The organism is Turicibacter sp. GALT-G1 (assembly GCF_025594995.1).
Taxonomy (GTDB): Bacteria; Bacillota_I; Bacilli_A; order MOL361; family Turicibacteraceae; genus Turicibacter; species Turicibacter bilis.
Map to the genome: position 1 here is coordinate 1 of NZ_JAMQUS010000011.1, position 12907 is coordinate 12907.

Here is a 12907-nt window from a genome sequence, read left to right on the forward strand (position 1 = left end):
AGTGTGTGATGTGTGTATGAAGTTTAATGATCTATATGTAAAACGTTGAGCTAATATAGAGACGTTTAGTTAGTAATAAAAATTGCTAAAGTTTAATAGTAGGGTAGTATGATAATTAAGGTTTCAAAATGTAAGAAAATTAATTATTGAATCAGATGAATGATTTAGTCGGTAAAACGTATGGATGGAGTTGAGATAAGTTTTCCATGTGTGAGTATGTGTATGAGTTTGGTAAGTAAATCCAGATTCAGAGCTAGTTTGTAACAAATAGGTATGAAAATCAGATTAAGGTCAGAGCTAATCTGATTAAAATGAGTTAAAGAATGTATATGCGAGTTAATTGATTAATAGGTTCCAGTCGGAGTGGGCATATTAATAGTGGAACTTATCCACAATTTAAAAAAATCAGAAACGAAATTGATTTTATGTACAGGAATTTATAAAAGTAGAGGCTATCTTATAGATAGAATATCTCATAATTGGGGTCGGAGCCAATTTTGTTGATCGATCACTTAATAATTGAATGAAGTCTTGAGTAAGACGAAGATTAAAAATATGAAAGGACTTATGAATTCATACTCTAGAAAGAGCCATAAAGAATGGATGAGAATAAAAATGTATGAAGTAATAAATCAAAGATTATTTATTATAGTCAAATATCCAGGTGGTTATACATAAGTAATTTAAAATTAAGAAAAGATTCTAAGAAAACAAAAAGAGCTACCAACGTTTGCTGGTGGCTCAAAAAATTAATGTAGTATAATAGTGCTTTTCCATGTGAGAAGCCGTGTTCGGACAGACAATTGAATAGATGCCACGATAGAAATATCGTTTTTACCGGATACAGGGCCGTATTCGGAGGTCCGCCTAAGATGAAGGACCACTAATAAGTAATTTTATCTGTTAATAAAAATTGATGCTTAAGGCTAAGGAAATTAATAAGATTATGTGCGCAAGTAATCTTGTTTAATATTCTTTAGTAACGCACCTTTTGTGCAAGTTTATAGATTGTAATAGAGCTCATTACAATTAAAAGCGATCAGAATTTTATCTGATCGTTTTTAATTATAATTGGATAATGGGGAAAAAGTGTATGAAACTTTAGGCGATACTTTTTTTTTACCTCAAAATGGATATAATAGATTATAAGCGTTTTTTATGAGTTATAAGGAGTTTGAGATTTTAATGCAAAAGGTTATATTAGAGACGATAAAAAAATACAATTTATTTGAGAAAAACAACTCGGTTATTGTAGCTGTGTCGGGAGGTGCGGATTCGATGGCATTATTGCATTTCATGAAGCACTTTGCTACAACTCATCAACTACGTTTAATCGTGGCTCATGTTAACCATAAAAAACGAGAAAACTCAGAGTTAGATGAAATCTTAGTTGAACAAGTTTCACGTGCTTATGATCTTCCCTATGAGGTCTATTACTTACCTAAAACGAATGAGGTTGAAAACTTTCATGAATATGCGAGAAATAAACGTTATGAGTTCTTTAAGTCAGTAGCCAACGATTACGGGGCGGGATGTTTAGTGACAGCACATCACGCAGATGATCAACTAGAGACTCAGCTTCATCGGTTCTTATATCAAAATATTCCTAGTGGTTTAATTGGCATTGAACCAACGACTATAAATGAAGGATTAAAAGTTGTTCGACCTTTAATTGCTGTTACTAAGAAACAAATCTATGAATATTGTGAAAAAGAGCAAGTCTTGTTCAGGGAAGATGAATCTAATAAAAGTGATGTTTATACAAGAAATCGTATTAGAAAGTATATTGTTCCGGTGTTGGTGAAAGAAAGTCCATCTATTTATGAACATGCAAGGATGATTAGTGAGCAATTAAGTGAAGATGAAGCCTACTTTTCCGCACAAGTTGATCAATTAATGAGTCATGTTTTTCAAAGTGAAGGAACTTTTGAAGTCTCGCGAAGTTTTCTTCAAGAATTACCTCCAAGTTTAATGAGACGTCTTATTAAACGGATTTTACAGAAGTTTACACTCAAAGATATTCAAACGATGCATATTGAAGAAATTCAAAAACTTATTAAAAATCCGAAGCCTAATTTAATGTTAACCTTACCACATCAAATCAGTTGTATAATCGCATATGATGTAGTAAAATTCTCTACAATACCTCTATTGGAGCATGACTATGAAGTGGTTCTATCATTTGATACAAGGACAGTTTTACCCATTGGTTCTGTGATTAAAGTAAGTGAGAACAAAGTCGATGAAAAAACGGAAAAATCTTGCATTAATAAAGTTCATTTGTGTTATAATGAAATAGAATTACCTTTAAAAGTTAGAACGCGTAGACCAGGCGATCGTATTCAGTTAATGAATGATTATGGATCTAAAAAAGTAAAGGAAATTATGATTGAAAATAAGATTCCTAGGGTACTAAGAGATTCTTGGCCTATTGTAACAGATGCCAATGATCAAATCATTTGGATCCCGCTTTTAAAAAAGTCAGCGCTTTGTCATCGACAAGTAAAAGGTCATGTAATTACAATTGATTATTGCCACCGTGGAGGGAATGAAAAAGATGCATAACGATATTAAAGAAATTTTATTTACAACTGAGCAAATTGAGGCCAAAGCAGCAGAATTAGCAAAACAATTAGAAATCGACTATGCGGATAAAAAACCAATTTTATTAGGTTTATTAAAAGGATCAATTCCTTTTATCGGAGATTTAATGAAACACATGAACATTCCAGTTCAAATCGAATTTATGGATGTTTCTAGCTATCACGGGGGAACAACTTCTTCTGGACAAGTTAAAATTTTAAAAGACTTAGATACTTCAGTGGAAAATCGTCATATCATCATTGTTGAGGATATCGTAGATACAGGGTTCACATTAGATAAAGTGATTGCGTTATTAAAACATCGTGGAGCAGCTTCAGTTGAGGTGGTAACAATGTTAGATAAACCAGAAGGACGCGTCGTTGTCATGGAACCTAAATATATTGGATTTAATATTCCAAAAGCATTCGTTGTAGGATACGGATTAGATTATGATGAGTATTATCGTAATTTACCATATGTAGGTATTCTTAAAGAAGAAGTCTATATGAATTAAGAAAGAGGTGCGAAAATGCCGCCAATTAATCCAAAGGATAAGATTAATAGCATTAAAAAGAAAAGTAGTTTTAATAAAAAAGGTCCACAAAGTATTGGAATCTACTTCATTCTATTTATTATTGTTTTAGGATTATATGGATTTATATTTATTGAACCGGAACAAACAGTTATTGAAGAACCAACATATAATGAATTTGTTACACAAATTGAAAACGAGAATGTCCTTTCAATGGATGCTCGTCCAATCGATGGAGAAGATAATAAAAACTTATGGACTATTTCAGGTAAGATGAAAGTTAATGGGAAGGAAACTCCTTATACAATCATTGTAGCTGATACTGCTTATGATAAAATAAGTGACTTAGCTATTAGCCATAATGTTAGCTTAACAAATGGTGTAGCACCAACGATTGGTAAGGTATGGAGTTTCTTATCTTATGCTGTATTAACAGTATTATTCCTAGGGGTTATCATGTTCATGTTTAGATCAGCCCAACGCGGGAATAATAAAGCATTTGACTTCGGTAAGAGCCGTGCGAAGTTATCAAAACAAGAAGGGATTTCATTTGATGACGTAGCCGGAAATGATGAAGAAAAAGAAGAGTTAGTAGAAGTTGTGGACTTCTTAAAAAGCCCAGCTAAATATAATGAAATGGGTGCTCGTGTACCAAAAGGTATTTTATTAGTCGGGCCTCCAGGTACAGGTAAAACATTACTTGCTCGTGCCGTAGCTGGTGAAGCTGGTGTGCCATTCTATTCAATCTCAGGTTCAGATTTCGTTGAGATGTTCGTTGGGGTTGGAGCAAGCCGTGTTCGTGATATGTTCCAAACAGCTAAGAAAACAGCACCATGTATCATCTTTATTGATGAGATTGATGCTGTGGGTCGTCAACGTGGAGCTGGTATGGGTGGAGGACACGATGAGCGTGAACAAACATTGAACCAGTTACTTGTTGAAATGGATGGATTCGGTCCAAACTCTGGAATTATTGTTATGGCTGCAACAAACCGACCAGACGTATTAGATCCAGCTTTATTACGTCCAGGACGTTTTGACCGTCAAATTACAATTGGTCGTCCAGATGTAAAAGGACGTGAAGCAATTTTAAGAGTACATGCTCGTAATAAGCGTTTAGCACCTGAAGTACGTTTAGAGGATATCGCCCGTCGTACACCAGGATTTAGTGGTGCAGATTTAGAGAACTTATTAAATGAGTCAGCGTTATTAGCTGCTCGTGATAATCGTAAGCAAATTCAAATGAAAGACGTGGATGAAGCAACAGACCGCGTTATGATGGGACCTGCTAAAAAATCGAAAGTCTTCTCGAAGAAAGAGCGTCGTGTTGTTGCTTATCATGAAGCAGGACATGCTGTTGTTGGTATCAAACTTGAAAATGCTGAGGTTGTTCATAAAGTTACAATCATTCCGCGTGGTGAAGCAGGTGGTTATGCCTTAATGCTTCCTGAAGAGGAAACATATTTACAAACAAAACAAGATTTATTAGACCGTATTACTGGTTTACTTGCTGGACGTGTGTCAGAAGAAATTACATTTAATGAAGTAACAACAGGAGCTCATAATGACTTCCAAAAAGCTACAGCGATTGCACGTGCAATGGTAACAGAGTATGGGATGAGTGATTTAGGTCCAATCCAATACGAACAACGTAGTGGAAATGTCTTCTTAGGACGTGACTATAATAAAGATAAAAACTTCTCTGATCATTTAGCACGTCAAATTGATGAAGAAATTCATAAGATTATTAGTGAGTGTTATAATCGTTGTCGAAAAGTTTTACTATCAAATCAAGACTTAGTAAAATTAATTGCTGAGACATTATTACAATACGAAACATTAACTAAAGAACAAATTGATGAGTTAGTTGAAAAAGGGAAGTTAGAAACAACTGCTTATAGTGTAGCTGATTCAAAAGAAGATAAAAAACAACCTAAATTTAAGTTAGTTCGTGAAGGTAACTATAAGTTAAAATCAACCTTAACTGTTTCGAAAGAAAAGTTACCAATCATTGATTTAACAAAAGAATAATTTTTTGAATAAATATAAAAAAACCGCTTCTTGTATGAAGAGCGGTTTTTTATTTGATTCGGTGTTTTAAGTGACGGATAACCGTATAATCAAGGGAACAAATAATAATCATTAAGAGAATTCCAATAATCAAAATTAATCCAATAATAATTCGACGACTTATTTCCCATATCTGACAGGATAAGAAAAGAAAAGTCAGAAAGGAAGCACTCAGGATAATTAGGCATTGGTCATTAATCTGGTGTCGTTGAATAAACCAAAGGAATAAAATCCCTATCCAAATATAACGTTCATAGGGTTGAAGATTTATTGGACTGAAAATTAGGAGTGGAATCAAACAAAGAATAAGTCCTAATGCTAAAAAATTTCTTAAATAGTACAAATAAAATCCCCCTATCCGTTAAAAATAAGGGTTGAATAGCCCATTATTAGTTTATAAAATTAGAGTAAAATATATGCATATATCGTGTAGTTTTATCTATAGGAAAAAATCATATAGTTATTGGGATAATGAAGTAGATGGATAATGAAAGTAACTTTTCAAATAGACACCATTCGTGTAAAATTGATAAACGAGATATTAGTTTCTAATTTCCTAAGAAATAACTATCAATCAGGAGGAATCATAGATGAAAGATTATTTAGTAAAAGCTTTAGCCTTTGATGATCAAATTCGTGCGTTTGCAATTAGTTCAACGAATTTAGTTGAAGAAGGGCGCCGTCGTCATGGATGTTGGCCAACAGCATCTGCTGCATTAGGTCGTACTTTAACAGTTGCAGCGATGATGGGAAGTCAATTAAAAGGTGAAGAAACAATTACAATTCGTATTAACGGGAACGGGCCCATCGGATCAATCATTGTTGATGCAGATTCAAAAGGAATCGTTCGTGGATACGTAACAAACCCAGAGGTTCATTTCCAATATAATTCAGGAAAATTAAATGTTGGAATGGCTGTTGGAACAGATGGACAATTATCAGTAACAAAAGATTTAGGATTAAAAGATTACTTCACAGGACAAGTTCCATTACAAACAGGTGAAATAGGTGATGATTTCACTTATTATTTTGCAGTATCTGAGCAAGTACCATCTGCAGTTGGAGTTGGGGTTTTAGTTGATCCAGATAACTCTGTTCGTGCAGCAGGAGGATTCATTGTTCAAGTGATGCCAGGTGCAACAGAAGAAACACTAACTAAATTAGAAACAGCATTAGCTAATATCAAGCCAGTTTCTACAATGATTGATGAAGGATATACACCAGAAGCTATTTTAGAAGCGATTTTTGGTAAAGATGAAGTTCGTATTTTAGATCGTCATGATGTTCATTTTGAATGTAAATGTTCAAAAGAGAAATTTGAAACTGGAATCATGAGCTTAGGTAAAGATGAAATTCAAGCAATGATTGATGAGGATAATGGTGCAGAAGCAGTTTGTCACTTCTGTATGGAACGTTATCAATTTACAGCTGAGGAGTTAGAGGAATTAAAAAATAGATAATAAAGGATAAAAATCAATGGGACAATATGAAGAGCAAGTAGAAGTTGTAGAAGCAGAAGTTATCAGTGATGGTAGCCAGTCTTCGGAAAAAGATTATTGGCGTAAACAGCTGAAGGAAGAGTTAAGAGCAGAATTGCGTGAAGATTATCATCATCAACTTTGTAAAGGAGTACTGTCTGCTTTAGGGAAAAGTTATAATCTTGGAATGATGATTGCAGTTGTTGTCTCATTTAGTATTCATCACTCCATCTTATGGGCTATTATCCATGGTCTATTAGGATGGTTTTACGTCATTTATAAAATTCTTTTTGGTTACTAAAAACAAAAATCCATTATTTCATTATGAAATAATGGATTTTTATTTTACATTGGATAAAGTAGATTAATCACCTGTTCAATATTAGGTCTTAAATCCAATTCTCTTAAATTTGTTGAACGTTTAAGATAGGAGATATCTGGTTCAACTGAAACAGGTGTTTCAATTCCAATAAAAAAGAGCAGAAAAGCGCAAATGATAAGAAGTGTGTTAAGCAATTTCATAAATATCGCTCCATTTCCTATTTAACTAATATATTGTACGTCCTAAATATAACGAGTGTGCGACTTAAAGTTGGACAATTAAATTAATTTATGTCATCATTATAAATGAATAGAGTGATTTGTAGCATCAAGTTAGAGGAGTACAGCAAGAAAGAGAGTGGAATCAATGAAGAAAAAATTATTATTAATTTCCTTAGACGCAATGATTGGTAAAGATATTGAAATTTTAAAAACTTTACCGACATTCGCCCCCATTTTAGAAAAAGCATCAATTGTTAAGTCAGTTGAAACAGTTTATCCATCAATGACTTATACAGCACATGCCTCGATTGTATCAGGAACTTATCCAGAAAAGCATGGTGTTATTACAAATGAAGTGTTCACACCATTAATGAATAAAGCACCTTGGTATGAATTACGTACACAAAACAAAGCTCAAATTTTACCTGAGTTGGCGCAAGAAAATGGATATTCAGCATTCATTAATAGTTGGCCAACTTTAGTAGGAGCTAACGTAGACTATGTTATTCAACGTGCAGGGATTCATTATCCAAAAGAAGAACAAGAATCAGAAATTCGCAAAAACTCAAATGCTGTTTTAACACAAGAAATGTGGGATTACTGTGCGGAAGCATGGACATTACCAAATTACTATTCAACAGATAAATTCTCTGCATTAGCTTCAAAATATGTGATTAATCGCTATCAGCCAGATTTAACATTAATGCATATGACATTACCAGATCATTATCGTCATTCACATGGTGTATTATCTGAAAAGCTAGTAGATGCTTATAAGTATTTAGATGATATGTTAGCTATTGTTGTGGATGAATTAAAAGCTCAAGGATTATACGAGCAAACAACATTTGTATTTTGTTCAGACCACGGTCAAGTAGATATTGATATGAGCGTTAATGCCAATAAATTATTAATTGAAAATGGATTGTTAACAGTAGATGAAGAAGGAAATATGACAGATTGGCAAGCCTATGTTCAATCAAGTGCTGTTTCGGCTCATGTTTATTTAAAAGATCCAACTGATCAAGAGTTAACAGATAAAGTGTATCAATTATTAAATGAAAATCGTGAGTTATTATATATTGAGCATATCTTTACTCGTGAGCAAGTGAAGAAAACATATCGTTTAGATGGAAACTTCACCTTTGTTTTAGAAGCAAAAGAAGGATCTTCATTTGGATTTAATATTATGGCGGATTACCAAAATCCTATCATGAATGAAGATTACCGTGTAAGTCGTGGGACACATGGTCATATTCCAAGTAAAGGGGAACAGCCATGTTTAATTTTAAGTGGTCCAGGAGTGTTAGAAGGAAAAGAGCTTTCTGTTGCTAAAGTTGTGGATATTGCTCCAACATGTGCAGCTATTTTAGGATTTGAAATGCCTGAAGCAGATGGACGTGTGTTACGAGAAATTTTAGTTGATTAATAATAAAAGAGGCGTAAGTAACTAGTTACTTACGCCTCTTTTTCGTTGAGATGAGCAATTTTACGATACTGTAAAGGAGTCATTCCTGTTAGTTTTTTAAATGTCATATTAAAGTAATTTTGATTATTAAATCCTACTGAGAGAGCAATTGATAATGTTGAGAGATTTCCTTCTCTTAATAGCTCTTTGCTTTTTTCAACTCGAACTTCATTCACAATTTGTGAAAATGTCTTTCCTAACTCTTTTTTTAAAACAGAACAAAAATAGCATTTATTCAAGTGAAAATAGCTTGCAACATCTTCAAGTTTTAATTGACGATCAAAATTTTGCTCTACATAGAGGTAAACACGCTGTCCATATAAACCTACTTTATTAGACTGATTTATAGTTTCTTGCTTCATATCCACACCTCGCTCATTATATTAAAAGGTGCTTATTTACAGAAAACACCACTAACGTAAAAATAGTTATAAAAATCTAAATATAATCAAAGAAATTAAATTTTATAACTGCTATAATATAATCAGTAATTTGATAACGATTATCAATTGCGTTGAGGTTATTATAGCATATAGAAGATAAAGAAAGAGGGGGTAGACTTGAAGAAGAGATATTTAGCAACTTTGCTTATCATCTTATCCGTCATTTCCGTGTTTATTGGAGTCAGTGAAGTGACACTATCAGCAATTTTAAATGGCGATAGTCATCAATTATATATTTTATTTGTCAGTCGTATACCACGTTTATTAAGTGTTTGTGTAACTGGGATTGGAATGAGTATCTGCGGTTTAATTATGCAGCAGCTGACAAGAAATAAATTTGTTTCACCAACGACAGCAGCAACGATGGATTTTGCAAAGTTAGGAATGTTAATTGCAATGGTATTCTTTGCAGGGGCTTCACTCGTCCATAAGATGCTGTTTGCTTTTATTTGTTCATTATTTGGAACATTTTTATTTATGGGGATTATGAAGCAAGTAAAATTTCAAAATTCCTTATTTATTCCGTTAATCGGGATGATGCTTGGAAATGTCGTCAATTCGATCACAAGCTTTATTGCTTATCAGTTTGATCTTGTACAAAATATTTCTTCTTGGGCACAGGGAGATTTCACGAACATCATGAAAGGAAATTATGAGTTACTTTATTTAAGTATTCCTCTTGTTGTTGTCGCTTTCTTATATGCCAATAAATTTACGATTGCTGGGATGGGAGAAGATTTTTCAACTAATCTAGGGCTTAATCATAAATGGATTGTCAATGTAGGATTAACGATTGTCGCTTTAATTACATCGGTCATCATTATTACCATTGGATCGATTCCGTTTATCGGATTAATTGTTCCAAATATTGTATCGATGTACTTAGGCGATAACTTAAAACATAGTTTAGGACATACTGCATTACTAGGAGCAGTATTCTTACTGATTTGTGATGTGATTGGACGCTTAGTCATTTATCCGTATGAAGTATCGATTGGATTAACTGTTGGAATTATCGGAAGTGTCATTTTCTTATACATGTTGATGAGGAGGGATTCAAATGCGTCGGCATAAAGTTTTATATATCCTATTCCTATTAGTAGTAGTATGTAGTGTTTTATTCTTAGTTTATGGATTGAACCCCAACTCTTATCAATACGCCTTATCAAGACGTATACCAAAATTAATTGCAATTGCAATGACAGGAAGTGGAGTCGCTGTTTCATCAGTTATTTTCCAGACAGTTACAAATAATCGAATTTTAACACCAAGTGTATTAGGATTAGATTCACTTTATAATTTATTTCAAACATTAATTGTCTTTTCTTTAGGATCATTGAATGTCGCTTTAATGGGATCAAACTTAAACTTCTTGATTGCAGGAGGATTAATGATTGTCTTCTCATTATTCTTATTTAAAATGATGTTTAGAAGAGAAAATACAAATTTATTCTTCTTATTAATGATTGGAATGATTTTTGGAACATTGTTTAGTAGTTTATCATCATTTATGCAAATGGTCATGGATCCAAATGAGTTCTTAATTGTTCAAAATAAGATGTTTGCAAGTTTCAACAATGTTAAGTCCTCCTTATTGGGTATCTCAACTATTACGATGGGACTTACTCTATTTTGGGTTTTAAAAGATGCTAAAAAGTTAGATGTTATAGCTTTGGGAAAAGAACAGGCTATTAATTTAGGGATTGATTATGACCGAATGGTTAGAAAAATGCTTGTTGCTGTAGCCATCTTGGTTTCTGTTTCTACAGCTTTAGTAGGGCCTATTACTTTCTTAGGGATTTTAGTCACGAATTTAGCTTATCAAATGATTAAAGATTATCGTCATAGTATCGTCATTCCAACGTCTATCTTACTTAGCTTATTAGCTTTAATTGGAGGGCAGTTCTTAGTCGAACGAGTATTCCAATTTAATACAACCATAGGGGTTATTATTAACTTCGTCGGTGGACTTTACTTTATTTATATCTTATTGAAGGAGGAACGTTTATGATTGAGGTTAAAAATATTTCAAAAAAATATGGTTCTAAAGCAGTCGTGAATAATGTTTCTTTCCAAATCAAGCGTGGTAAAATTACTTCATTTATAGGTCCGAATGGTGCAGGAAAAAGTACTGTTCTCGGCATGATGAGTCGATTGCTTAAAAAAGATTCAGGTGAAGTATTTATCGATGGAAAAGAGATTTCTAAATGGGACACAAAAGAATTATCAAAAGTGATGGGAATCTTAAAACAAAGTAATCACTTAAATGTTCGTTTAACCATTCGTGACTTAGTTGCCTTTGGACGTTTCCCACATAGTCAAGGAAATCTAACAGCAGAAGATCAGGTTAAGATTGATGAGGCATTAGCCTATATGCAACTAGAAGATATTCAACATAAATTCTTAGATGAATTAAGTGGAGGGCAACGACAACGTGCTTTTATTGGAATGGTTTTAGCTCAAGACACGGATTATATCTTCTTAGATGAACCATTAAATAATCTAGATATGAAACATAGCGTTCAGATTATGAAGATGCTACGCCGAATTACGGATGAATTAGGTAAAACCGTTGTGATTGTTATTCATGATATTAATTTTGCTTCTTGTTATTCAGATGAAATTATCGCCCTACAAGATGGTGAGATCGCGGTGACAGGAACAGTGGATGAAATTATGCAGGCATCAACATTAAGTAAGTTATATGACATGGATTTTAATGTTCAAGAAATCAATGACAAAAAAATCTGTGTGTATTACTAAACTTAGTTGAAAATATAAAATAAAGGTGGAGAAGAAAATGAAAAAAGGATTAAAAAAATTAGTATCAACTTCAGCGGTATTAGCAGGGTTAGTTGCTTTAACAGCATGTGCTCAAACATCAGCAGGTAATGAAACTACACAAGGTGGAGGAGAAGCAGAAGAACCAAAAACAGTCACAGTTACTCATGAATATGGTGAAACAACGGTGAATGAAGAACCTAAAAATGTTGTTGTTTTCGATTTAGGTGTTTTAGATGCATTAGATTATATAGGAGTAGAAGTGATAGGGGTACCACAATCCACTTCATTACCAGCCCATTTATCAAAATTTGAATCAGATGAATACCAAAATGCAGGGGGGTTAAAAGAACCAGATTTAGAGGCAGTTTATGAAATGAATCCAGATTTAATCATCATTTCTGGTCGTCAATCAGATTATTATGAAGAACTAAATGAAATTGCTCCTACTATTTACATGGCAATTGATAACGATAATTATTTACAATCTTTTGAAGAAAATATGACAGTATTAGGAGAGATCTTTAATAAAGAAGAGGTTGTGAAAAAAGGATTAGAAGAAGTTAATGAAAAAATTGAAGCTTTAAATAAAGAAGTAACGGCTCAAGGATCAAATGCATTAGTTGTTTTAACGAATGAAGGATCTGTTAGTGCATACGGAGCGTCTTCTCGTTTTGGTATTATTCATAATAGCTTTGGATTTGGTGAAGCAGATGAAAACATCGAGTCAGCTGGACAACACGGCGCTAAAGTTTCATTTGAATATATCGCTGACTTAAATCCGGATTACTTATTCGTTGTTGATCGCGGTGCAGTTGTTGGTGGAGAAGCATCAGCACAAGGAACATTAAATAACGAATTAATCAATTCAACAGATGCAGCTAAAAATGGTAATATTATTTACTTAGATGCAGCAGTTTGGTACACAGCAACTGGTGGATTTACATCTACACTAAAAATGGTTGATGAAGTTTCAACAGCTATTCAACAGTAATTTAATAAAAATAGG

Annotated in this window: 12 protein-coding genes; 10 read left to right on the forward strand and 2 right to left on the reverse strand. The window is 33.3% G+C overall.

What is annotated here, in order from left to right:
- Positions 1-1185 precede the first annotated feature (1185 nt).
- The 5 genes from tilS (at position 1186) to NEH74_RS02795 (ending at position 6964) form a co-directional block, all read left to right on the forward strand.
- Positions 1186-2565, forward strand: coding sequence for a tRNA lysidine(34) synthetase TilS (gene tilS / locus NEH74_RS02775; protein ID WP_055305033.1), 1380 nt, complete (start codon positions 1186-1188; stop codon positions 2563-2565).
- The gene (gene hpt, locus NEH74_RS02780; RefSeq protein ID WP_055242408.1) at positions 2558-3097 is read left to right on the forward strand and encodes a hypoxanthine phosphoribosyltransferase; all 540 of its coding nucleotides are present in this window, start codon (positions 2558-2560) and stop codon (positions 3095-3097) included. The genes tilS and hpt overlap by 8 nt, the downstream gene beginning before the upstream one ends.
- Before the next feature lie 15 nt (positions 3098-3112).
- Positions 3113-5146, forward strand: a complete 2034-nt coding sequence (gene ftsH / locus NEH74_RS02785) for an ATP-dependent zinc metalloprotease FtsH (RefSeq protein WP_055242410.1) — start codon at positions 3113-3115, stop codon at positions 5144-5146.
- 629 nt (positions 5147-5775) lie between these two features.
- The gene (gene hslO / locus NEH74_RS02790) at positions 5776-6645 is read left to right on the forward strand and encodes an Hsp33 family molecular chaperone HslO (RefSeq protein ID WP_055277014.1); all 870 of its coding nucleotides are present in this window, start codon (positions 5776-5778) and stop codon (positions 6643-6645) included.
- Between the two features lie 16 nt (positions 6646-6661).
- A complete protein-coding gene (locus tag NEH74_RS02795; protein ID WP_262941056.1) occupies positions 6662-6964 on the forward strand; it encodes a CAAX protease family protein in 303 nt (100 codons plus the stop codon).
- A gap of 44 nt (positions 6965-7008) precedes the next feature.
- Here the strand turns inward: NEH74_RS02795 and NEH74_RS02800 are convergent, their stop codons facing one another.
- On the reverse strand, positions 7009-7185 hold the full coding sequence (locus tag NEH74_RS02800; RefSeq protein WP_156343902.1) for a hypothetical protein: 177 nt from the start codon (positions 7183-7185) through the stop codon (positions 7009-7011).
- Between the two features lie 166 nt (positions 7186-7351).
- Between NEH74_RS02800 and NEH74_RS02805 the strand changes: the two genes are divergently transcribed.
- Complete coding sequence (locus tag NEH74_RS02805) at positions 7352-8635, forward strand: alkaline phosphatase family protein (protein WP_055305035.1); 1284 nt, start codon at positions 7352-7354, stop codon at positions 8633-8635.
- A gap of 29 nt (positions 8636-8664) precedes the next feature.
- Here NEH74_RS02805 and NEH74_RS02810 read toward each other — a convergent pair whose 3' ends face one another.
- Complete coding sequence (locus NEH74_RS02810) at positions 8665-9036, reverse strand: helix-turn-helix domain-containing protein (protein ID WP_055305037.1); 372 nt, start codon at positions 9034-9036, stop codon at positions 8665-8667.
- 198 nt (positions 9037-9234) lie between these two features.
- On the opposite strand from NEH74_RS02810, the gene NEH74_RS02815 reads away from it, so the two are divergent.
- Genes NEH74_RS02815 through NEH74_RS02830 form a run of 4 tightly spaced genes read left to right on the forward strand, consistent with a single transcriptional unit; the run spans position 9235 to position 12892 of the window.
- A complete protein-coding gene (locus tag NEH74_RS02815; RefSeq protein WP_055277010.1) occupies positions 9235-10191 on the forward strand; it encodes an ABC transporter permease in 957 nt (318 codons plus the stop codon).
- Positions 10178-11128, forward strand: a complete 951-nt coding sequence (locus NEH74_RS02820; protein WP_055277008.1) for an iron chelate uptake ABC transporter family permease subunit — start codon at positions 10178-10180, stop codon at positions 11126-11128. The genes NEH74_RS02815 and NEH74_RS02820 overlap by 14 nt, the downstream gene beginning before the upstream one ends.
- A complete protein-coding gene (locus NEH74_RS02825; protein ID WP_055305039.1) occupies positions 11125-11880 on the forward strand; it encodes an ABC transporter ATP-binding protein in 756 nt (251 codons plus the stop codon). Before NEH74_RS02820 ends, NEH74_RS02825 begins: the two co-directional genes overlap by 4 nt.
- A gap of 37 nt (positions 11881-11917) precedes the next feature.
- Complete coding sequence (locus NEH74_RS02830) at positions 11918-12892, forward strand: siderophore ABC transporter substrate-binding protein (protein WP_055305041.1); 975 nt, start codon at positions 11918-11920, stop codon at positions 12890-12892.
- Positions 12893-12907: the final 15 nt, after the last annotated feature.